At 69.8% G+C, this 21,546-nt stretch carries 20 protein-coding genes and 1 pseudogene; 6 read left to right on the plus strand and 15 right to left on the minus strand.

Going from position 1 to position 21,546, the window contains the following annotated elements:
• A pseudogene (locus tag ACMGFE_RS23495) lies at positions 1 to 118 on the plus strand (carbohydrate ABC transporter permease); the annotation flags it as partial.
• Between the two features lie 352 nt (positions 119 to 470).
• On the opposite strand, the gene ACMGFE_RS23500 reads toward ACMGFE_RS23495, so the two are convergent.
• From ACMGFE_RS23500 to ACMGFE_RS23515, 4 genes are all read right to left on the minus strand, one after another.
• Positions 471 to 1,709 carry an ABC transporter permease gene (locus ACMGFE_RS23500; protein ID WP_436927706.1) on the minus strand — a complete coding sequence of 413 codons (1,239 nt, stop codon included), beginning with the start codon at positions 1,707 to 1,709 and terminating at the stop codon, positions 471 to 473.
• Positions 1,710 to 2,534, minus strand: a complete 825-nt coding sequence (locus ACMGFE_RS23505; protein WP_436927707.1) for an ABC transporter ATP-binding protein — start codon at positions 2,532 to 2,534, stop codon at positions 1,710 to 1,712. It lies immediately after the preceding gene.
• A 25-nt stretch (positions 2,535 to 2,559) separates the two neighbouring features.
• The gene (locus tag ACMGFE_RS23510; protein WP_436927708.1) at positions 2,560 to 2,919 is read right to left on the minus strand and encodes a hypothetical protein; all 360 of its coding nucleotides are present in this window, start codon (positions 2,917 to 2,919) and stop codon (positions 2,560 to 2,562) included.
• 94 nt (positions 2,920 to 3,013) lie between these two features.
• A complete protein-coding gene (locus ACMGFE_RS23515; protein ID WP_436927709.1) occupies positions 3,014 to 5,833 on the minus strand; it encodes a DUF1508 domain-containing protein in 2,820 nt (939 codons plus the stop codon).
• Between the two features lie 260 nt (positions 5,834 to 6,093).
• Between ACMGFE_RS23515 and ACMGFE_RS23520 the strand changes: the two genes are divergently transcribed.
• Positions 6,094 to 7,230, plus strand: a complete 1,137-nt coding sequence (locus ACMGFE_RS23520) for a DUF4367 domain-containing protein (protein WP_436927710.1) — start codon at positions 6,094 to 6,096, stop codon at positions 7,228 to 7,230.
• Positions 7,231 to 7,255: 25 nt separating this feature from the next.
• On the opposite strand, the gene ACMGFE_RS23525 is transcribed toward ACMGFE_RS23520, so the two are convergent.
• From ACMGFE_RS23525 to ACMGFE_RS23540, 4 genes are all read right to left on the minus strand, one after another.
• Entirely contained in the window at positions 7,256 to 8,482 is a 1,227-nt protein-coding gene (locus tag ACMGFE_RS23525) for a tryptophan--tRNA ligase (protein ID WP_436927711.1), read from the minus strand.
• Positions 8,483 to 8,708: 226 nt separating this feature from the next.
• Positions 8,709 to 9,533, minus strand: coding sequence for an MBL fold metallo-hydrolase (locus ACMGFE_RS23530; RefSeq protein WP_436927712.1), 825 nt, complete (start codon positions 9,531 to 9,533; stop codon positions 8,709 to 8,711).
• A gap of 71 nt (positions 9,534 to 9,604) precedes the next feature.
• Complete coding sequence (locus ACMGFE_RS23535; protein ID WP_436927713.1) at positions 9,605 to 10,564, minus strand: RodZ family helix-turn-helix domain-containing protein; 960 nt, start codon at positions 10,562 to 10,564, stop codon at positions 9,605 to 9,607.
• Between the two features lie 115 nt (positions 10,565 to 10,679).
• Positions 10,680 to 11,408: a sugar phosphate isomerase/epimerase family protein gene (locus ACMGFE_RS23540; protein WP_436927714.1), complete on the minus strand. Its 729-nt coding sequence runs from the start codon at positions 11,406 to 11,408 to the stop codon at positions 10,680 to 10,682.
• A gap of 265 nt (positions 11,409 to 11,673) precedes the next feature.
• On the opposite strand from ACMGFE_RS23540, the gene ACMGFE_RS23545 reads away from it, so the two are divergent.
• The gene (locus tag ACMGFE_RS23545; RefSeq protein WP_436927715.1) at positions 11,674 to 12,207 is read left to right on the plus strand and encodes a gamma carbonic anhydrase family protein; all 534 of its coding nucleotides are present in this window, start codon (positions 11,674 to 11,676) and stop codon (positions 12,205 to 12,207) included.
• On the opposite strand, the gene ACMGFE_RS23550 is transcribed toward ACMGFE_RS23545, so the two are convergent.
• Entirely contained in the window at positions 12,208 to 12,594 is a 387-nt protein-coding gene (locus ACMGFE_RS23550; protein WP_436927716.1) for an SHOCT domain-containing protein, read from the minus strand.
• Between the two features lie 145 nt (positions 12,595 to 12,739).
• Here ACMGFE_RS23550 and ACMGFE_RS23555 point away from each other — a divergent pair, with 145 nt between their 5' ends.
• The gene (locus tag ACMGFE_RS23555) at positions 12,740 to 13,408 is read left to right on the plus strand and encodes a DUF2270 domain-containing protein (RefSeq protein ID WP_436927717.1); all 669 of its coding nucleotides are present in this window, start codon (positions 12,740 to 12,742) and stop codon (positions 13,406 to 13,408) included.
• A 94-nt stretch (positions 13,409 to 13,502) separates the two neighbouring features.
• Here the strand turns inward: ACMGFE_RS23555 and ACMGFE_RS23560 are convergent, their stop codons facing one another.
• Together ACMGFE_RS23560 and ACMGFE_RS23565 are read right to left on the minus strand one after the other, a co-directional pair.
• Complete coding sequence (locus ACMGFE_RS23560; RefSeq protein ID WP_436927718.1) at positions 13,503 to 13,952, minus strand: hypothetical protein; 450 nt, start codon at positions 13,950 to 13,952, stop codon at positions 13,503 to 13,505.
• A 296-nt stretch (positions 13,953 to 14,248) separates the two neighbouring features.
• Positions 14,249 to 14,812, minus strand: a complete 564-nt coding sequence (locus ACMGFE_RS23565; protein ID WP_436927719.1) for an OsmC family protein — start codon at positions 14,810 to 14,812, stop codon at positions 14,249 to 14,251.
• A gap of 267 nt (positions 14,813 to 15,079) precedes the next feature.
• On the opposite strand from ACMGFE_RS23565, the gene ACMGFE_RS23570 reads away from it, so the two are divergent.
• Both ACMGFE_RS23570 and ACMGFE_RS23575 read left to right on the plus strand, forming a co-directional pair.
• Positions 15,080 to 16,699, plus strand: a complete 1,620-nt coding sequence (locus tag ACMGFE_RS23570; protein ID WP_436927720.1) for a glutamate-cysteine ligase family protein — start codon at positions 15,080 to 15,082, stop codon at positions 16,697 to 16,699.
• A 184-nt stretch (positions 16,700 to 16,883) separates the two neighbouring features.
• On the plus strand, positions 16,884 to 17,357 hold the full coding sequence (locus ACMGFE_RS23575; RefSeq protein ID WP_436927721.1) for a DUF6789 family protein: 474 nt from the start codon (positions 16,884 to 16,886) through the stop codon (positions 17,355 to 17,357).
• 13 nt (positions 17,358 to 17,370) lie between these two features.
• Here the strand turns inward: ACMGFE_RS23575 and ACMGFE_RS23580 are convergent, their stop codons facing one another.
• From ACMGFE_RS23580 to ACMGFE_RS23595, 4 genes are all read right to left on the minus strand, one after another.
• The gene (locus ACMGFE_RS23580; RefSeq protein WP_436927722.1) at positions 17,371 to 18,432 is read right to left on the minus strand and encodes a dipeptide epimerase; all 1,062 of its coding nucleotides are present in this window, start codon (positions 18,430 to 18,432) and stop codon (positions 17,371 to 17,373) included.
• 5 nt (positions 18,433 to 18,437) lie between these two features.
• A complete protein-coding gene (locus ACMGFE_RS23585; RefSeq protein ID WP_436927723.1) occupies positions 18,438 to 19,460 on the minus strand; it encodes an N-acetyltransferase DgcN family protein in 1,023 nt (340 codons plus the stop codon).
• Positions 19,461 to 19,906: 446 nt separating this feature from the next.
• The gene (locus ACMGFE_RS23590) at positions 19,907 to 20,806 is read right to left on the minus strand and encodes a Vms1/Ankzf1 family peptidyl-tRNA hydrolase (RefSeq protein ID WP_436927724.1); all 900 of its coding nucleotides are present in this window, start codon (positions 20,804 to 20,806) and stop codon (positions 19,907 to 19,909) included.
• Between the two features lie 109 nt (positions 20,807 to 20,915).
• The gene (locus tag ACMGFE_RS23595) at positions 20,916 to 21,392 is read right to left on the minus strand and encodes a DUF5802 family protein (protein ID WP_436927725.1); all 477 of its coding nucleotides are present in this window, start codon (positions 21,390 to 21,392) and stop codon (positions 20,916 to 20,918) included.
• Positions 21,393 to 21,546: the final 154 nt, after the last annotated feature.

Raw genomic sequence — 21,546 nt, forward strand, 5'->3', positions numbered from 1 at the left:
GTCGGGGATCGACTTCGGCCTGCGGATGGCCGGCGCGCTGTTCGCCGCGCTGCCGACGATCATCATCTACGTGCTGTTCGCCGAGCAGTTCGCCAAGGGCCTCGCCTCCGACAACTGACTGGAGAGGGCCCAATCGTATCTTTTGCCGTAACATCATACAGATGTGTCAATTCCATTCTCGGCGCATTCGGCAGAAGTCCACCTCTTTCGATCGCGCAGTTTCGTAGAATCCTTATTTAGCCGCTATTGGGCGAATTTTCGGCTATTCTGCGAGCCGAAGTGTGGTTCCGGACGGCTGTCGACCGTGAACGAACACTGGCGTCGATCTATGAACGGAAATCCAATATCGTGGGCTCTTGAGTCGCCTGCGAAGAATTTACTGCAAGGCTGCCATCGCGACGTCCGTTCACCGCCTAAAACCATAATTCTTCTGTACTATTGACGGTTATACCAGATCATCTATTAGAAGATCACTCGTAGCGGAGCGCGTCGATCGGGTCGACGCGGGCCGCGCGCCAGGCGGGGTAGAGGCCGGCCACGACGCCGGTGAGGACCCCGACCGCGACGGCGGCGGCGAACCACCCCGGTGCGAGTGTCAGTGGGATCTCCGCGTAGCGGGTCGCGACCCAGCCACCGGCGACGCCCAGCGGGACGCCCAGCACGGCGCCGAGCGCGCCCAACAGGACCGCCTCGGCCAGGAACAGTCCCATCACGTCACGGCTGCGCGCGCCGACGGCCTTCATGATCCCGATCTCGCGGGTCCGCTCGGTGACGCTGACGAGCATGATGTTGGCGATGCCGACGGCGCCGACGACCAGCGCGATGACGGCGATGCCGGTGACGAAGCGGGTGAGCCGGGAGACGATGCGCTCGATGCGCTCGACGAGGTCGTCGTTGGTCTGGGCCGAGACCGCGTAGCCGTCGGGGACCAGCTGCGCGGCGTCGGACTCGTCGCCCGCGAAGTACTCGCGGACCCGCTCTTTGGTCGCCGTGGTGTCGCCGGGGTCGGTGACGACCGTCACCTGCGGGTAGACGAACTGGTTGCCGACGGCGTTCGGGCTCTCGACCACCGACTGGTAGAACGGGTCGGCGGGCAGGAACACGCGCGGCCGGTCGCTGAACGAACTGAACGGGAGCTGGCCGCCGGTGCCGTTGACGACGCCGACGACGGTGACGTTCTCGCGGCCGCCCGCGGCGAGGGTCACCGTCAGCCGGTCGCCGGCGGAGAGGTTCCCCTCGAACAGCCGCGCCGCGGGGCGGTTGACGACCGCCTCCCGCTCGCCGTTGCGGAACGATCGGCCCTCGTCGAACGTCGCCGTCTCGAACGCGGTCGCGTTGGTCGCAGTCACCTGGCTCCTGGCGACGGTCTGGTCGCCGTGGCCGACGGCGCTGACCGGCACGATCCCCCGTGGGACGACCCGCTGGACGCCCTCGATGTCGCGCAACTGCCCGAGGTCGTACTCGGTGAACACCGGCTGGCCCGCGCCGCCGAAGCCGCCCTCCTCGGCGTCGCCGGCGACGAGGTAGATCTCGTTGGCGCTGGAGCCCTCGATCTCCGAGACGACGTCGGCCTTCAGGCTCGCGCCGAAGGTGGCGAAGGTGACGACCGCGGCGATACCGATGACGATTCCCACGACGGTCAGCGCCGCGCGCAAACGGTGGGCGCGCAGCGAGCGGACGCTGATCCGGAGCGTCTCGACGAGGTCCATCTATTCGGTCTCCGCTCCCGTACCCGCCCCTCCACCGTCCACGTCCCCATCCCCGCTCTGGGTACCATCCGCCACCGTCTCGACGCCCTCGATCTGGCCGTCGCGGACGTGGACGATCCGATCGGCGTGCTCGGCGATGTGACGCTCGTGGGTGACGAGCAGGATCGTGTTGCCCGCCTCGTGGAGTTCCTCGAACAGCGCCATGATCCGTTCGCCGGTCTCCGTGTCGACGTTGCCCGTCGGCTCGTCGGCCAGCAGGAGCGCGGGGTCGGCCGCCAGCGCCCGGGCGATGGCGACGCGCTGGCGCTGGCCGCCCGAGAGCTCGGTGGGCCGGTGGTCGAGTCGGTCGCCCAGTCCGACGTCGGCCAGCAGTTCCTCGGCGCGCTCGCGGCGGTCAGCGCGCCCCCACCCCTGGAAGACCAGCGGGAGGGCGACGTTCTCGACGGCGGTGAGGCGCGGCATCAGGTTGAACGTCTGGAAGACGAAGCCGACCGTGCGTCCGCGCACCCGCGCGCGATCGTCGTCCGACAGCGACGCGAGGTCCTGTCCGTCGAGGCGGACCGTTCCCGCGGTGGGGGTGTCCAGTCCGCCGACGAGGTTGAGCAGGGTGCTCTTGCCCGACCCGCTGGGTCCCATGACGGCGGTGTACGAGCCCTCGGCCAGCGAGAGCGAGACGGCCGACAGCGCCTCGACCGTGGCGCCGCGCTCGTAGGCTCGCGTCACGTCCGCGAGTTCGACCACCGGCTCGGCGTCCCGGGGTTCCGGCCGTCCGGCTCCCGACGGCGGGTCGGCCCGTGCGTCCGTCGTCTCGGTCGCGTCGGTCACACCCGTTTCAGGTGCCCCACTCAAATCAATCATCGGTCGCGCGGAGGGTCGCGCCGGCGACGCCGGCGACGAGACAGAGGGCGATGCCGCCGTAGAGTCCCAGATGCACCGGGCTGTCGGGCGCGATCGCGACGGCGATGGTAGCCATTCCGATGGCGTACGCGATCGTCGCACCGAGGGCGAACTCCCGTAGTCGAACGTCCGTGATCGTCGCGAAGGCACCGCCGAGACCGACCGCCAGGGCGACCACGACTCCCAGCGTCGGTCCCTCGCCGATCCGTTCGGCTACAGCGGTCCAGTAGACCGCACGCGGCGGCCACAGTGCGACGCCCGCGACGGCGGCCACCGCCCCGCTGACCGCGACCGCCCGGAGGTTCACGTTCACGGCGTCGGGTTCGACGCCGCCGCGGAAAGTAGTTGGCGGGGTCGTCCAGGACGAGACCCGGTGCGCGGCGATATTCGGCCGGAGACGCACCCACCTACTCGGCGGTGGAGACCCAGGCGTCCGGGCCGAGCGATTTGATGGTCGAGAGGTCCTCCTGGGCCTCGACGCGGCTCGAGAAGGTCGCGATGCTCTCGGCGAGTTCCTCGCCGTGGTCGTCGACGAGCCGCCAGGTCCAGCCGTCGTCCGTGCGGTGGAACTCGAAGGCGGCGGAGTCGATCTCGAGGACGCTCGCGTCCGCGAACGCGTCGCGGGCCGCCTCGACGTCCCGTTCCGCGGCCTCCCGGGACTCGTGGTAGCCGGCCGCGGCCCCGATGACGCGCTGTTCCTCGTCGACGAGCCGCCAGGTCCAGCCGTCGTCGGTCTCCTGGAGTTCGAAGGCCACGTCGTCGTAATCGAGGACGTCCGCGTCCGGGGCGAGTCCGCTCACCCGGCTGACCGCGGACTCGACAGCCTCGCGCCCGTCGTAGGTCGCCGACGCGCGAGCGATCGGCTCGTGGTCGGCGTCGACGAGCCGCCAGGTCCAGCCGTCGTCCGTGCGGTAGCAGTCGAACGCGGCGCTCCGGATCTCGTAGACGGTCGTGTCCGCCGCCGAGGCCTGCAGATCCGAGATCGCCGTCGAGACCGCCTCCCGGTCGTCGTAGGCCACGCGGCCGGTCGCCACCGGTTCGCGGTCCGCGTCGACGAGTTCCCAGTGCCAGTCGTCCGGGTCGAGGCGGACCGCGAGACTGCCGACGGTCGCGACCGGCGCGTCGGTCGCGTCGGCCGTCAGCGACTCGACGGCCGCTTCGGCCTGGTGGCGGGTGCCGAACTCCGTCGGCGATTCGGCGGCGATCCGACCGTCGGGGCGGACGAACCGCCACCACCACTCGTCGTCGCCGTCGGCGTACACCTGGAAGATGCCCTCGCCCATCCGGCGCTCGTCGATGTCGCCGACGGAGCCGACGAGCGTGTCCATCGCCTGTCGGGCGGCCTCCTCGGAGTCGTAGCGCGTCGCGCTGTCCGCGACGGTGTCGCCGATGTCGTCGACGAACCGCCAGCCCCAGCCGCGGTCGTCCTGGAACAGCTCGAAGGCCGCGTTCTCGATCTCGAGGTGCTCGGCGTCGGGCGCGTTCTCCTGCAGGGTCAGCATCGCGCTCATGGCGTCGTCTTTCGACTCGTACTCGCCCTGCCCGCTGTCGGCCATGACGTTGCCGTCCTCGTCGATGAGGCGCCAGCGCCAGGCGCCGCCCTCGGCCTCGTACACCTGGAAGGCGGCGTTGTCGAACTCGATGAGGTCCGCCTCGGGCGCCTCGGTGCGGACGCGCTCGACCGCCGCGGCGGCCTCCTCCTCGGACTCGTAGTCGTCCGTGCTCCGGCCGTGGACCGCCCGCTCCGAGTCGACGAGCCGCCAGTGCCACGCGCCGTCGTGCTGGTACGTCTCGAACTCGCGGTCCTCGATCTCGACGACCTCGGCCGACCCGGCGTGTGCCTTCAGCTCTCGGGCGCCGGCGGCGGCCGTCTCCGCGTCGCCGACCGGTTCGGTGCCGCGAGCCACGGGCGAGCCCGCGTCGTCGACGAGCCGCCACGCCCAGTCGCTCCCGGTCCGATAGACGTCGTACGACGGCTCGCCGGCGACGACGGTGGTCGCGCCCTCGACCCGTTCGAGGAGGTCGTAGACGGCCTCTTCGGCGACGCCTTTGGACTCGTAGGCGGCCGTGCTCGACGCGAGCTGGCGGTGGCCCTCGTCGCGGAGATGCCAGCGCCAGCCGTCGTCGGCCGAGCGGAGCTCCACGCCGTAGGAGTCGACGACGAGTTCGGTCGCCTCGCCGACCCGGTCGCGGAACGCGTCGAGGTCGTCGCGCACCCCCGAGCGGTCGCTCCGGGTCTCGATGCATTCGGCGAGGGGCTCGCGGTCCGCGTCGACGAGTCGCCAGGTGAAGTCCGAGCCCCGCTGCTGGATGTCGAAGGCGGCCTCGTCGCGGACGATGACGTCGGCGTCCGGGCCGTGGTCTTTGATCAGGTTGATGGCCGACTCCGCGGTGTCTCGCGACTCGAAGTCGCGCCCGCCCTCGGCCACGGCGCCCCCGTCGTCGCGCAGGAGGTGCCACTGCCACTCGCCGTCGCCGCTCTCGTACAGCCGGAAGGCCGCGTGCTTGATCTCGAGCAGGCCCGCGTCGGCGACCTGCTCTTTGACCGCCTCGACCCGCTCCTCGGCTTCGAGTCGGGAGAGGAACGACCCCGTGCTGCCCGCGACCGCGTTCTGGTCGATGAACCGCCAGCTCCACTCCGTGTTCCGCTTGAACACCGCGAACAGCCCGCCGCGCTCGGTCTTCCCGACGGCGATGTCGGGGTGTTCGTACTCGTGGCCGACCGTCGTCTCCGAGAAGTAGCTCCGCTCGCCGGTGACGACCGGGACCATGATGACCACCCCGGCCACGACCGCGACACCCGCGGTGTAGACGGCGATGATCTGCCCGCTGTAGCTCGGCGTCCCGAAGTGCCAGTTCCGCGGATAGTACATCCCGAACATCGCGACCGCCGCGAGCCCGATGATCGTCCCGGTGACGGCCGCGTAGAGGCTCCGGTTGGTCACCGGTAACAGCGACACGATCCCCAGTAACGAGATCAGCAGTCCCGGTGCGGCCAGCAGCACCGCGACCTTCCGCACCAGGTACACGGTATCGGTGGACGCCCCCGACCCGCTCGGTCCCAGCAGGTAGACGAGCATCCCCCCGATCGCCAGGAGGTACCCCGTCACGAGCAGGGTGTACCCGTAGACGTCTATCTTGGAATCCGGTTCGCGCACGTACTTCGTGTACAGTTCGAACAGCTGCCCGTCGTAGGGCGTCCCCCCACTGTTCGTTTCTGTCGCCATGGCCGACCGCACAGCGGAGCTACTAATAAGTCTTCAGACGGTTCATCCCGCTCTGGGACTGATTGTAAATCTCGAATATCCGGGACACAGCCGATCAATAACTGATATCGATGCGCTCGGCTCCTGACCTCGTCCGTCCAGGTTCATCCGCGCCCGGGAGGGCTCTCGGGTCGATTCCCTGGCGGCCGGTCGCCGACCGGGTCACCGGCGACCAGCCGCTCGACCGGGCCGTTAAGCCGTTCCGGGCCTAACCCGCGACAATGACGGACGAACGAGGGTCCCTGGGGACGCGGGTCGCACCGCTGGCCGTCGGCGCGGTCGTCATCGCCCTCCTGGCGGTCGTCGCGGCCGGCGCCTTCCCGACCGGCGAGGCCGCGCCCGACGGGGAAGACGTCCTGGAGCGGGTCGAACAGCGCTACGACAGCGCGGAGACGGTGGCCGGCGACGCGACCGTCACGGCCGAGAACGCCACCGCCGAGCGCTCGCTGAACCTCTCGTTCGTCGTCGAGAAGCCGAACAGCACGCGCGTCTCGGTCTTCGGAAACGACAGCGAGCGCGTCTTCGGGACGAACGGGACGGTCGCGTGGGCCTACGACCCTGCCAACGACACCGTCCGCGTCCGCGAACTCCCCGAGAACGAGAGCGCGTGGAACGGCTCGGACGCGGCCGGCAATCACTCCTGGAACGGGACCCACGCCTGGAACGGAACTCGTACCTGGGCCGACGCGAACGACACCGGCCACCCGTCGAATTTCTCCGTCGAGCGGCTCCTCGCCGAGAACGTGAGCGCCGAGGTGCTCCGGACGACGACGCTCGACGGCGCGGAGACGTACGTCGTCGGTCTCGAACCCGAGAACGAGTCCCACCACGGCAACGCGACGCTGTGGGTCGACACCGACGACTACCGCGTCCACAGATTCCGCGCGAGCGACGGCGAGAACCGGACCACCGTCGACTTCGACGGCGTCCAGTTCAACGCCACCGTCCACGAGAGCACGTTCCGGCCGCCGAACGCGTCCTCGGTGACCACCGTCTCGCAGGAGCGGTACGACAGTTTCCAGGCCGCGCAGGACGCGACCGCGCTCGAACTCCAGCGCCTCGACGCCGCGGGCTACGACTTCGACGGGACGACCGTCGTCACGCGGAACGGGCAGACCGTCGTCGCCCAGGCGTACACCGGCGAGGCGAACGTGACCGTCGTCGCCACGGCCGACGACCTCCCGTACGAGTTGAACGCGAGCGACGGCGAGACCGTCACCGTGAACGGGGCGAACGCGACCTACGTCGAGCGCGACGACCGCTCTGCGGTCGTCTGGGAGACCGACGGCGTCACGCGGGCAGTGGTGGGCGACCTGCCGCGCGAGGAGCTAATCGGGCTGGCCGAAGCGGTCCGGTAACCCCGCGGCAGTTGTCGTCGGCTCCTCACTCGAACACCGACGGCCGCAGCCGCGCCCGCTCGTCGTCAGTGAGTCGATACGGTTCGAGTTCTGCTTCCAGGTCTCCGAGCGACGCCCGCCGCTCTCGATGCTCGGCCAGGAAGTCACCGATACGCTCGGCGGCGACCTCCTTCAGCTCGCCCGTCAGCAACTCTCCCGACCGATACCGGGCGGCCAGGTCCTCGACGCGCTCGTCGTCGGGCTCGAAGAACGTGTGGAGGTACTGGTAGGCCACGTCCACGGACGGGTCACCGCCGTGCTCGCGGTGCTCGTCGATGTCCACTCGACCGCCGGAGTGAGCGTACTGCATGATCTTCTCGCGGACGGTCTCGCGGTCGTCGGTCAACTCGATCGCGGGCGCGTTCGTCGAGGTGGACATCTTTCCGGGCCCGTCGAGCGCGGGGAGGAACTTCCCCAGTAGCGCGCCGGGCTTGTCCACCGCGAAGCGCTCCTTGGCGGCGACGTCGCGACAGACCCGGACGTGCGGGTCCTGGTCGACGGCGATGGGGACCAGCGTCGGGTGGCGCCCGTGGACGAGTTGCGGGAGGAGCAGGTGCGTGGCCTGCATCGCCGGGTAGAACGAGAGGCCGACGTTGTCGGGGTCGCCGTAGGTCGCGTCGACGGTGGACTGGGTGATGTCCGCCGCGACGCGGGCGGCCTGCGGATACAGGACGTCGGCGTCCAGCCGGTCGACCACGATCCGGGTGCGTTCGGGGTCGAAACCGACGGCGAGCAGGTCCCGGAGGTTGCTGCGAGTCGCCGCCTCGATCTCCGAAAACGAGAGGTCCTTGGCGTAGAACTTCTCGTCGTCGGAGAGCGGGACGTAGACGTAGGCGCCCGTCGCCTCCTGCAGTCGCTTCGCGAGGTAGAAGACGAGGACGTGGCCGAGGTGCATCGGTCCCGACGGGCCGACGCCGGTGACGACGGAGTGGGTTTCGCCCGCCTCGGCGGCGGCGAGATACCGGTCGACGTCTCGGCCGGCGTAGAAGACCCGCCGCCGGAGCATCGGGTGGTCGGGGAACCCGCGGATCTGCTCGTCGGTGAGGCGGTCGGCGCCGAACTGCTCCAGCAGACGGTCGTAGTCGACCGTCCCCTCCACGTCGTAGGGCGTGACGGTGAACTCGTCGGTGGCCGCCGAGCGGTCGGAGCCGCCCGTTTCGGTGGTGGCGTTCTGATCGTCGGGCTGTGCGTCGGTCGCTGTGTCGTCGTGCATGTGTATCTGTGGGGGCTGCGGTGGCTGGCGGGCGAATCGGTCGGGAGAACGAGTGAGCACCGCGCCCGGCGCGGCCGGGTTAGGCCCGGACGCCCGCGGTCGCGACACTGTCCGCTCTCGGAGAATGCGGGCGCCAGCGCCACGCGAGAGCGGGCTCCATTCACCGCTTGGTACGCCGCTGGTGCGAAAAAAGATTTCGACCCGAACGGAGCCGGAGCCCACCCGCTCAGAGCTCGAACCGCTCGCCGTCGACGGCCAGGGGGTCGTCGAACGCGCGGTCGGCGTTGAGGAAGTGCGAGACGTGGACGACGCGCGTCTCGTCGGCGTGCAGGTCCTCGCCGAGCGCCTGCGCGCCCTCGACGGTCATGTGTTTCGTGCCGAAGGTCCGCGCGACGCCGTCGTCGTCGAAGTGCGCGCCGCCGGCGGGGTGGTGCTCGCAGTACGCGGCGGGCACGATCCCGTCCGCGAGCAACAGGTCGGGGTCGTCGAGGACGGCGCGCGACGCTTCGCCGACGCCGTAGGTCGTATCGCCGGAGATCGAGAACTTCGCGCCGGTCTCGGGGTCCTCGACGGCGAGGCCGTAACAGACTAGCGGCGGGTGGTCGACGGGGACGAGCGTCACCTCGAAGCCGCAGGTCTCGACGGGTTCGAACGGGGTGGTCGGGAACACCTCGACCTGGTCGAGGTAGTCGTAGCGGCGGCGGACGGTCTCGGCGACGCTCTCGCCGGTCTCGGGGTCGGTCTCGTCGGCGGCGTAGACCGGGAGGTGGTCGAGCAGGCGGTAGGCGTGGCCGAGGCCGTCGAGGTGGTCGAAGTGGATGTGCGTGACGACGGCGGCGTCGGGCAGGGGGACGTCGCGGGTGAGGAACTGGTGGCGGAAGTCGGGGCTGGCGTCGACGAGGAGCGATTCGCCGGTGCGCTCGTTGCGGACGTGGACCGAGAACCGGGAGCGCTCGACGCCGAGTCTCTCGGCGCGCTCGCAGGTGTCGCAGTCGCAACCGGGGGTCGGCGTCCCCGTCGTGTCGCCGGTACCGAGGAGCGTGACGTCCATCGCCCGAGCCAAAGCGAGCGACGGGCCTAAAGGGTGCGGTCGACGGCGAGGTCGGGCCCGACCACCTGCCGCTACGGCCGCCGCTCGATGCTGACGGCGAACGCGTTGGCGTGTGTGAGGATCCGGTCCGTCTCGGTGCCGAACTCCCGGATCGCGGCTCCGAAGGTCGGGGGCACGAGCGCCGGTTTGCCGGACGTCTTCTTCCAGTCGGCCAGCGCCGGGTCGACGCGATCCCTGACCGCCGGATCGACGTCCGAGAGGCGGAGCGTCGGCGGATCCGCTGCGTCCTCGACGGGTGACAGCGAGAGGACGTACCACGCCTCGGTGCTGAAGAACACGGCGTCGGTCCCGTGGACTTCCCTGCAGCGGTAGGTTGTCCCTTCGTAGCGGACGTACTCGCCGAAGCAGTGCTCGCGGACCCACTCGCCCCTCTCGGTCTCCGGATAGACCGAGGGACGGTCGCCCGACCCCTCCAGGGCGTCGACGACGAGGTCGCGGTACGCTTCGGGGAACGCCGAGACAGGCGTCGCGGACTCCCCGTCGGGCACCTCCGCCTCCTCGGCGTCGAGGTACATCTCGTGGCGGGGGCCGCCCTCGGCGTCGACCTCGTAGACGCCGCCCGCGTCGCCGTCGGGGTCGACGAGTTCGACCGCGTCGAACCCCGGGAGGACGGGCGTCGGCGCGTAGACGAACGCCTCGGCGCTCGCGCGGACCGTCTCCCCGGACGTCGCCGCGTCCCTGAGGATCTCGACGAGTTCCGCCGGGTAGACCGTCAGTGGGACCGCGCTCGACGGTTCGACCGGCGCGAGCACGAGCGACGGCTCGACGGGCGAGGGCGTCCCGCTCGGCTCCTCGGCCGCCGTTTCGGTCCGCGTCGCTCCCGGCGGCTCCGTCGCCTCGGGCGTGGCGGTCGGAACCTCGGTCGACTGCTCGCCGGTCGGCGTCCCCTCGTCCCCGCGACCGAGACAGCCGGCGACTCCCGCCGCCGCGCCCGCGAGCAGTCCGAGATAGCGTCGTCGGTCGGACTCCATCGTGTCCGGAGTCGAGGGGGGACGGAAAGTACTTTCAGGTGACTGAAGCGGTCGTTTCATCGTCGCCGAGCCGTCGCCAGGCCCGCTCACGGCGTGCGCGGGCGCCCGACGGCGCCTAACAGAGGTCGTTCGTCCGCGACCCCGCGCGCTCCAGCGACGCGAGCGGGTCCGCCCCCTCGTACTCGTATATCAGCCAGTCGCTGTCGTTCGCTGCCACGGCGTCGGCGATCCCGTCCAGGTCGAGGTCGCCCTCGCCGACCGGGACGGACTCGCCCGCCTCCACGTCGTAGTCTTTCAGGTGGACCAGTTGGGACCGATCGCCGAGCGCGCGCAGGCGCTCGACCACGTCGTCGCCCGCCGCGAGCGCGAGGCCCAGGTCGAGTTCGATCCCGAACGAGGTCTCGTCGACGAACGCGTCGAAGCCCGTCTCGTCTCCGAGGTCGGTGAACTCGTGGTCGTGGTTGTGGTAGTGCAGCGCCATCCCGTGGGCGGAGAGCTCGTCGGCGAGTTTCGCGAGGCGCGCGGCCGCGGCCTCGACCGCCTCGACGGACTCGAAGTGCTCGGCGTCGAGCCACGGGACGACGACGTTCTCGACGCCCAGGTCGTCGTAGAACGCGACGGTCTCCTCGAAGTCCTCCTCCAGCTGGTCGATGGGAACGTGGGCGCCGGCGACCTCCAGCCCCGTCTCGTCGAGCGTCTCGACGACCTCATCGGGGTCGGCCTCCGTGACGCGGTAGGCGAACTCGACGCCCTCGAACCCGGCGTCGGCGACGAGTTCGAGCACTTCGGTGAACGGCCGGTCGACGTCGCGGAGCGTGTACAGCTGGACGGCGGAGCGAGTCATATCCGAAGCGTCTGCCGGCTGGCTGAAAGGCGTTCGCGTCCCGGTGGGCCGCTCCGGTTCCTCCTCCGGGTCGTTCCGACCGCGTCCCGCACTCGCCGGCGGCCCCGCCCGTCGCGGACTCGATCGACGCCCCGCCCGGAACCTGTCAACTCGACCGGTTCCACTCGAAACGAGGGGCGGTCCGGCGCCGTGAACCGCGAGTGCGGGCCCGGCCGGCGCGCGCGACGGGTCAAGAGTTTAGGTGTGCGAACCCGTCGCATACTGCATGGACAGTCGCGAGTACGCCTTCGAGGGAGCGCAACCGGACGTCCACGGCTACGCTCACGTCAGTCGCGAGGCGACCGTCGTGGGCGACGTGACGGTCGAGGCCAACGCCAACGTCTGGCCGGGCGCGGTCCTCCGGGGTGACGTGGGGCCGGTCCGCGTCGGCCGGCAGTCGGCCGTCGGCGACAACGCCACCGTCCACGTCTCGGCGATCGGCGAGAAAGTGATGGTCGGCCACGGCGCCGTCCTCAACGACGCCACCGTCGAAGACGGCGCCCTCGTCGGCTTCAACTCCACCGTCAGCGACGCCACTATCGGCTCGGGCAGTATCGTCGCGATGGGCACCGTCGTCCCCCCGGGGTACGAGGTCCCACCCGAGTCGTTCGTCCGCGGGATGCCCGCTTCCGTCACCCCGCTCTCCGAGACGACCATCGACCCGGAGGCCGTCTTCGAGGCGTTCAACTCCGGCGACTACGCGAATCTCGCCGAGCGCCACGAAAACCTGTTCGCGCCGTCGGACGGAGACGACGAGTAGTCACTCCCGCTCGATGGATAGCTCTCGCTCCGCCGCACTCGAATCGCCGCCGCTCACGTCCACGTCCTCCACCTCGATCAGTCGCTCGACCCGGCGCTCGAACTCGACGTCGTCGATCTCGCCGCGTGCGTAGCGCGCTTTGAGTTGCTCCAGCGGGTCGTCGGCGTCGTCGTCGGCCGACGCTCGGTCAGTACTCCCCGACCGCTCGCGGAGCGCCGGCCAGATCTCGTTGCCGACGATCGGGATCAGCGGCGTGAGGAGGAACCACCCGACGATGAACACCACGGCCGCGGCTTCGAAGCCCACGAACAACCCGGCGAGCAGTCCGAGCGGGAGCGTGAGGATCGCGACGACCGCCGCGACCCCGCCCAGTAGCCGGTGGTCCATACGTGACAGTTCCGACGACGATCTGAAAACGATTGTTGTCAGGTACCAACGACCACTGACGGGTCCGTGCGGAGCGCCGGCGGCCTCGAACACGCCGGTAAGGACCCGCTAGCTTTGCGGGTGGCGGCCGAACGCGACCGCAGCGATGGCCGAAGACGGCACCGACAACACAGAGGACCAGTTCGATTCCCACCCGAAAATCATCGACACGGAGGAGGCGATGGCAGGCCTGACCGGGAACTTCTACCGCGGCGAAGTCGAACGGACGGCCTCCTGGCGGGGGCGCCTCGACCAGACGACGAACTGGGCCGTCGTGGTCGTCGGCGCGATCCTGACCTGGGCGTTCTCCAGCGGCGACAACCCACACTACGTCATCCTGATCGGGGTGTTCGGCGTCTCGGCGTTCCTCGTCATGGAGGCCACCCGGTACCAGGAGTACGACGTCTGGCGCAACCGGGTCCGAATGCTCCAGACGGGCCTCTTCGCCGAGATGTACTCGCCGTCGGCGGAGGGGCCGGACTGGCAGCGTCACCTCGGTGACGACCTCCGGGACCCCGAGTTCCACCTCTCCATGCGCGAGGCGCTCACCCACCGACTCCGGCGGTCGTACCTCGCGCTGCTCCTGATCCTCCTCGCGGCCTGGGTCGCCCGCGTCACCGTCTACGAGGCCTCGGAGTCGTGGACGGAGACGGCGTCGATCCTCGGCGTCTCCGGCGTGATCGTCGCGGCCGTCGTCGGACTGTTCTACGCCGTCGCCGTCCTCGTCGCGGCGGTGTCCATCCGCGGCGAGACGGTGATGGAGTTCCAGGAGTAACCCGCGGCGACGCGGTCGGATGCTACGCTCGGTCGCGATTCGGTCGCGGAGAAATCGGTCGGTTGGGCGAGCGTCCGTACGGTGAATCCGCCGCTCAGAGCCCGCTCTTGTTCATCACGCTGGACACGTCCCGCCAGTTGCGGACGGTCCAGTAGCCGAGGCCGGAGGCGATCATCGCCGCCGAGAGCAGGTACGCAGAGAGGTGCGACGCGACGACGGCGTCGGGGTTCGTCAGCCCGTAGACGACGCCCTCCGTGCCGAGGCCGATCATCACGAAGCCGACGACGCCGACGACCGCCGCGGTGACGAGCGCCTCGCGGCCGTAATACTGCGAGTGCTCGGCGGCGAGCAGGGCGGCGACGAAGCCGACCGACCCCGCGAGCACGTAGATCGGGAGTCGCCCGACGAGGCCCCCCGCGTTGCCCGACGCGATCCCGACGATGCCCAGAAAGGCCGCCGTCAGCGCCAGCGTCGTCGCGCAGATCAGCGGCCCCGCCTGTACCAGTACGTCCCGTTCGAAATACCCGTTCGCCGACGTAGCCATCGCCCTAACAACGGCCGTTCCCCCACAAAAACACCCGTCAGCCACACGTCCGACACCATCTTTTTCGCTGGGGGGTCGCCTGCGGCGACCCCCCAGCCAAAAACATGGGTGAAAAAGGCCGGAATCTCGCTTCGCTCGATTCCGGTGTCCGCGGGAGTGAGCACCGCGAACGACTGCGGGCTCGTCAGAGCTTCGCTCTGACAGTGAATTGCGCTCGCTTCGCTCGCGCGAATGCGCGGTACAGACTCCCCACAGAGCGTGGACGTCTTCGTGTACCCTCCCGAAAAGAAGTGAGATTATTCGACGACGAGTCGAGTTTCGAGTGGTACCTCGTTCGTGATCGCGTCCACGAGCGGCGAGGTCGCCTCGACGTGTTCGCGTAATTCTGAGAGGTCGTCCGCAGAGCTATCGGACGTTACGTACGCCGTACAGGTGACCGAATCGAAGCCCGGGCGCACGTCTTCAGAGATGCCGAGGAAGCCACGGAGGTCGACGTCACCCTCCATCTCGAAACGCAGGTCGTCGAGTTCGATTCCCATTGCGGCGGCGTTGGCCGCGTAGCCGACGCTCAGGCACGACCCGAGCGCACCGAGCAGCAGTTCGACGGCGTTCGGCCCGGCCCGCTCGCCGAGGATCTGTTCGGGTTCGTCACCCTGGAGCGTGAACTCGCGGGTGTGGACGGTCTCGCCCGCCTGGTCGAACTCGTCGATACTCGTCACGGACTTGAGCGCGTCTTCCCACTCGGTTTCAGCCCGGAACCTGAACATCCCGACGTCGGGATCGTCGCCTATCGTCTCGATTGCGCCCTCGAGGGCGGAGACGTCGACGCCGTTGACTGCCGTTGGTTCGGTGGTTGCCATTCTGGAACACCGCTACTCTGTACGACCCGCGAGAGATTAATTCCGTATTGACAAACGATGCCCACTTTCGCAACGATGCATGAGATATGTTCGCACGATATTGCACTCCCTGTGTCCGACAGTTGGAGGTGTTTCAGGTCGGAATCGGGCACCTCGCAGACGGACTGCGCATTCATCCGGCGAAGCGGGCCCGACTCACTGCTCGCGACGACGGCGCGAACGACATTTCCACCCATGTTTTTAGCCGCGGTGGTCCACCTCACACCAATGACCGACCACGTGTCGCTCGTCCGGCGCTCGCTCGCCGGGACGGACGAGTTCGACCGCCGCGTCCGCGACCAGGGCGACCGCCTCGCCGCCGCGCTCGAGGAGGGCGCCTTCGACAACGACGCCGCGACGCTCGGCCTCGAACTCGAAGTGTACGCCCTCGACCGGACGGGCGAGTCGCCGACGGTCGCGCCCGTCCCCGACGCCGTCTACGAGGGGCCGGCCGACAAGGAACTCGGCCTGCACAACGCCGAACTCAACGCCTCCCCCAGCCGGTTCGACGACGCCGGCATCGCCGCGCAGGCCGACGAGATCGCCGCCGACCTCGCGGCGACCCGCGAGCGAGCGCGCGAACACGGGCTGGAGGTCGTCCTCGACGCGATGCCCGCCGTCGCCCCGGAACCCGGCACGCACGCGTACCTCGACGACGTGGAGATCCGCGGCACTGAGACCGGTGAAAACGCCGGTGAAGCTGCCGACCGTCCGGTCGTCGTCCCCGGAAGCGGGCCCGACGACCCGGTGCTCGTCGCCAGGAACATGCGCAAGGACCCGCGGTACGGCGCGCTCGACAACGTGGCCGTCCGGCGCGCGGGCGGCGAGATCGAGTTCACGGTGCCCGGCGCGACGGCCGGCTATCGAACGATCCTCTTCGAGTCGCTCGCGACCTCGATCCAGCCCCACGTCCAGGTGCCCGACCCGAGCGAGTTCCCCCGGTATCACAACCTCGCGGTCCGGACGCTCGGGCCGCTGCTGGCGCTGTCGACCAACTCGCCGTTTCTGCCCGGCGACTGCTACGGGGACGGCGTCGACCCCCGCGAACTCGTCGAGGAGACGCACCACGAACTCCGGATCGCGGCCTTCGAGCAGTCGATGAACCAGGGCTGCCGGAAAGTGCGCGTGCCCGACGACCTCGACGACGCCGCCGACGCGGTCGAACACGTCGTCGCCGACGACTCGTTCGCGCCGTTCCTGCGCGAGTGGATAGAGGACGAGGACGACGTTGAAGAGGAAGGACAGAAGGGCGGTGACCCCACCAGCGCGGCCTGGGAGTTCGACTACAAGCGCGGGACGTTCTGGCGGTGGGTCCGCGGGGTCGCCGGCGGCGACGCGGTCGAGGGCGCCTGCGACGAGCGCTCGCTGCGCATCGAGTACCGCCCGCTCCCGACACAGCCGACCGTCCGCGACATCGTCGGCTTGCAGGTGCTCACCGCTGGACTCTTGCAGGGGCTCGTCGCCGCCGACCACCCGCTCGGCGACTTGCCCTGGGACGCCGCCGAGGCGAGCTTCTACGCGGCCGTCGAGGACGGTATCGACGCCGATCTCGCGTGGGTCACCGCCGGCGGCGAGCGGACGAACGACTCCGAGACAGTGTTCGCCGAAGTCTTCGAGTTCGCCCGGCGCGGCCTCGACGAACAGGGCGTCGCCGCCGAGACCCAGGATCGCTACCTCGACCCGATCGAGGCGCGCTGGGAGGCGGGCGTCACGCCGAGCGTGTGGAAGCAGCGGCGGGTCCGCGACAACCTGGACGACGGCGCCGACCTCGAACGGGCCCTCGCGTCGATGCAGGAGGAGTACGTCGAACTGAGTCGAGAGCGCGAGTCGTTCGCCGAGTGGATCTGAGGGCGGAAGGTGCTCGCCGGGTGGATCTGAGCACGGAGGCCGCCGATCCGCGGGTTTCGTGCCGCATTCGCGCCGATCCGTTGCGGGATCGTTGTCCGCCATAACCGTACCGCGTTCGTGCGCCGTGACGTCACGGACACACGCTCGCGCCGGCTATTTTCGGTCGTCGGGAGTCGCTTCGACCATGTCCACTGCAACCGAGACAGCGGGACAGACCGAGACGACGAACGAGTCCTGGCAGGCGGGCGTCGTCGGGGGGATCCTCGGCGCGCTCGCGATGGGTGCGCTGATCCTCGCCATGAACGAACCGACGCTCGCGGTCGCGATCCCCTCGCTGTACACGCTGGCGCCGCCGCCGAACGTCGCCGCGGGGATGTTCGTCCACGTCTCCCACGGCGCCGTGCTGGGCGTCGCCTTCGCCGCCATCGTCGGCGCGCTCGACCTCGATTCGACGGGGAAACTCGTCGGCGCCGGCGCGGCGTGGGGCGCCGTCACCTGGGCGGTGTTCGCCGCGCTGGTCATGCCCGTCTGGCTCTCCGCGGTCGGATCGCCCGCCTCGCCGCCGTTCCCGAACTTCGCGCCGCCCTCGCTGCTGTGGCACCTCGTCTACGGGGTCGTCCTCGGCGGCGTCTACGCCGCGACCGTCGACCGGCTGTAACCACCGGGAGGCCTCAATCGTCGGCTTCGATCGCGCCGGTCCCCGGACGGTCGGTCGCCGCGAGGTCGATGTCGCCGCCCGGCATCGGCACGCCGTCGAACGGGTCCGCGGCGAGCAGGAGCGAGCCGTCGAGGTCGACGTAGTCGAACAGCGGTGCGAGGTGGCAGCTAGCAGCGATCGCGGCGTCGGACTCGACCATACAGCCGAGCATCGCTTCGCACCCGTGAGCGTGCGCGACGGCCGCGACCTCCCGCGTCGCCCGCAGACTCCCGCACTTCTGGACCTTCGCGACGACGACGTCGACCGCGTCGGCGACGCGCGCCACGTCCGCCGCAGTCTCGACCGACTCGTCGGCCGCGACCGGGACGGCCCCGTGTTCGCGGACGTGTCTGAGCCCGTCGACATCGTCGGCCGGGACCGGCTGTTCGAGGAACTCGACGCCGTGGGCGGCGAGCGCGTCGGTCTTCGCGACGGCTTCGGCGGGCGTCCAGGCGCCGTTGGCGTCGACCCTGATCCGCGCCTCGGGCGCGCCCTCGCGGACCGCCGCCAGTCGCTCGGCGTCTCGACCCGTCCCCAGTTTCACCTTGAGAACGGAGTACCCCTCGGCGACCGCGCGCCCGGCCTTCGCGCGCATCTCGTCGGGGTCGGCGGACCCGATGGAGAACGACGAAATGGGGGCCTCTGCGGGGTCGAGCCCCCACTGGCGATACAGGGGCACGTCGAGGCGTTTGGCGGCCAGGTCCGCGAGCGCGATGTCCACTGCGGCCCGCGCGGCGGGATTGCGGCCGAGGACTTCCCGCGTCTCGCGCTCGATCCGCTGGCGGGCGTGCAGGTCGCCGACGGCTTCGACCACTCCCAGCAGGTCCGGCAGGACGGCCTCGACTGTCTCGGGCGTCTCGCCGTAGTACGAGGAGGGCGCGGCGGCACCGATCCCTTCGTAGGTCCCGTCCGAGATCCGGACGAGGACGTTCTCGGCGGTCTCGGTCGTCCCACGGGCGATGGTGAACGGGTCCGCCAGCGGCAGGGAGAGCCGTTCGAAGTCGGTGTCGAGACCATCGTCGGCGTTCGGAGCCATCGGATTCACTCCTCCCCCAGCGCCGCGGGCAGAATCTCCGCCGCGTCGAACCGGACGGGATCGGTCGCCGGGGCGCCGATGGCCTCGCCGTACTCCTCGACGGCCGCGCCGGCCGCGTCGTCGTCCAGGCGCTGGGTGTTGAGCGAACCCGCGACGACCTCGGCGGGCGCGACGGGGCCGGCCATCGACTCGTACAGCGCCGCGTACTCGCCGGGCGGCGGGATCGATACGTGCTCGTAGCCGTGGACCGCCTCGCGGTCGGCGACGTGACAGAGCACCAGCCGGTCGGGCATCGCGCCGTGCAGGATGGCCGTCGTCACACCCGAGTAGGCCGGATGGGCGATGGCTCCCTGCCCCTCGACGAACAGCACGTCGTACTCGGCGGCGCGCTCCTCGACCATCCGCTCGACCGCGCCCGCGGCGAAGTCGGCGACCACTCTGTCGACGGCGATGCCGTAGTTCTCGATGGCGATCCCGGTCTGGCCGGTGGGGACGACGCCGGCGTCGACGCCCCGCTCGCGGGCCGCTTCGGCGAGTTCGAACGTCGTCGTCATCTTCCCCGACGAGCAGTCGGTGCCGACGGTGAGGACCACCTCGGCGTCGACCTCGCTCGCGGTGCCGTCGCTGACGGTCAGGTCGTCGGGTGGCCGGCGCAGGTCACGGAGTTCACAGCCGTGTTCGTCGGCCAGTCGGGCGAACTCCTCGTCGTCGGCGAGGAAGTGGTGGAGCCCAGCGATCACGTCACAGCCGCGTTCGAGCGCGCCGCGCACGTCGGGCCGCCAGGTCTCGTCGAAGCCGCCGCCGATGGGCGCGATGCCGACGAGGAGGGCGTCGATGGGTTCGTCCACGTCGCCGATACCGGCGACGATGGGCGCGTCCTGGACCTCGGTGACGTGGTCGCGGACGCGCTCGCCGGCGCGGGTTCGATCGAGGACCGCCGCCACCTCGTCGTCGCCGTAGCGCAGGACGCCGACGGCCGTCTTCGCGCGGTCGGGAAACTGCTCGTGGGCGAGGATGGCGACGCGCATGGACGTGTGTTGGTCGTCAGGCGATTTAATCGCACGGTGGTTCGAGGCAGTAGATCTACGGCTACCACGGCAACCGACAGCACCGCTTACTCGATGGTGGCCAGGAACAGCGTGAAAGCCCCGACGCGTTCGACTCGCGCGCCTCGCTGCGCGCGCTCCCTACGGTCGCGTGCTTACGTCGTCGTGCTTCGCCGAACGCGTCGCCCCTTTCATTCCCACCCGTGTCGGTCGGTTCAACAGTCTATGTGGGTGGGAACGAAAGGGGCCGTCCGTTGCGGGAACCCGGGCGACGTAAGCACCACAGCCGAGCGCAGCGAGGCGAGGAGCGCAGCGAGCCCCGGGACCGCAACGGACGGGGGCTTTCACGCTGTTCGCGGTAGCTCTCGCAGTCGCGTCGACCGCCGTTCACCCCGAAGTAACAGAACCCTCGTCCCGATCGCGTTCACCTACAACGATCGCAACTGCACCCGCCAGAACTCCCGGAAGGCCTTCTCCAGCGCGGGTTCGGGGTCACCGCTCGCGGACACGGACGACACCGTGTCGGCCACGTCCTCGAACTCGTCGAGGACGGTGCGCTCGCCGACGACGATCAGCCGGTCGGTCTCGCCGTCGTCCAGCGCGACCTGGCACCGTTCGAGATGGTTGTCGATCTGCTCGTCGCGCAGGCGCTCGAAGCGGGCCTGCGAGTAGCCGCCCTTCGAGTGTTTGCTCTTCAGGTCGGAGTCGAACCCCTGGAAGGCGACCCGCTCGGCGCCGTCGTACTCGCCCATGGCGAAGAGATCCGAGCGGACCAGGGCGAAGGTGAACGAGCCCGCGGGCTCGAACCACGACCGTTCGAACGCGAACGCGTCGTCCCACGTCGCGAAGGGCTCCGGCGGGTTCGGGACGGAGAGGCAGGCGTCGACGAGCGCGGCGTCGTCGGTGACGGCGAGGCAGGGCGCAGCCCGCCCGACGAGCGCGGCGCGGTCGCCGAAGGCCTCCCGCACTGACTCCGAGAGGTCGTGGCCGTCGGGGACGTAGGCGGTGAAGGCGCCTTCCGGGTCGGTCTCCACGGACTCCAGGCGGTCGAGGACCGCCCGGAGCCGCCCGTCCTGGAGCGTCTCGGTGCGGGCGAACGAGCGGTCGACGCCGGCCTCGTCCGACCGGCGGCGTTCGACCTCGCCTTCGAGTTCGGCGATGCGGTCTTCGAGGCGGTTGACCCGCTGTTCGGCCTCCTGGCGGTCGCTAGCGGCGTCGGCCCGCCGCTCCTGCTCGGCTTCGAGCTGGCGCTCGCGGTGTTCGAGCTCCTCCTCGAGTTCCTCGATGCGCTCTTTGAGCTGGGCCCGGCCGAGCACCCGGTCTAACATCACCGGATGGGGGCGCGGCTGGCGGTTAAAACTACAGGTCTCCGGCGAATCCCTTCTGGGGGTGCGGTCCGCTGGGGGAACCGCCCGATCCCGGGAACGGCGCGGCCGGTCAGATCCCGGTCGGGTCGTCGAACGAACCGTCGTCGAACGAACCGTCGTCGAACGAACCGTCGTCGAACGAACCGTCGTCGAACCCGCCGCCGACGGGGTCGTCGGGGACGAACTCGTCGATCGCCTCGTCGCTGGTGGGCGTCCCCGCCGCGACCGAGAGCAGTTGCCTCGCCCGCTCGGCCTTGGCGAGGAACACCTCCCGGAGCGAGGGCGGGTTGCTGATGCGCGTCTCCTCGACGAGTTCCTCGGGCACGGCGACGGTGTCCGCGGGGACGCTGTCGTCCCCGTATACCGTGAAGTGTGTGTTCTCCAGTTTCATCACCAGGGGGAGGTCCGTCCGCTGGATCCCGCCGTCCGCGTACAGTTGCCGATTGACCTGCTCGTGCTGGGCGCGCGAGATGACCGCCGCGTCGCCCTCGCTGGGCTCGACGTAGAGTCTGCCCAGGTAGTAGCCGCTGGAGAACTGTTCGAACATTGCTGTGCGAGTGTATCACACGCATGGATGCTGATAAGGCTTGCCCGGTACGCTTATATCGGCGCGCTTTCAGACCGCCCGACGCGGCGTTGACGCCGCCGTTTCACGGCTCGCCCTCCCGGTTCGACACGGCTTTGTGTCCGGCAGCCTCCTC

It is taken from the genome of Halosimplex amylolyticum (assembly GCF_051414035.1).
In the GTDB taxonomy this organism is placed as follows: Archaea; Halobacteriota; Halobacteria; order Halobacteriales; family Haloarculaceae; genus Halosimplex; species Halosimplex amylolyticum.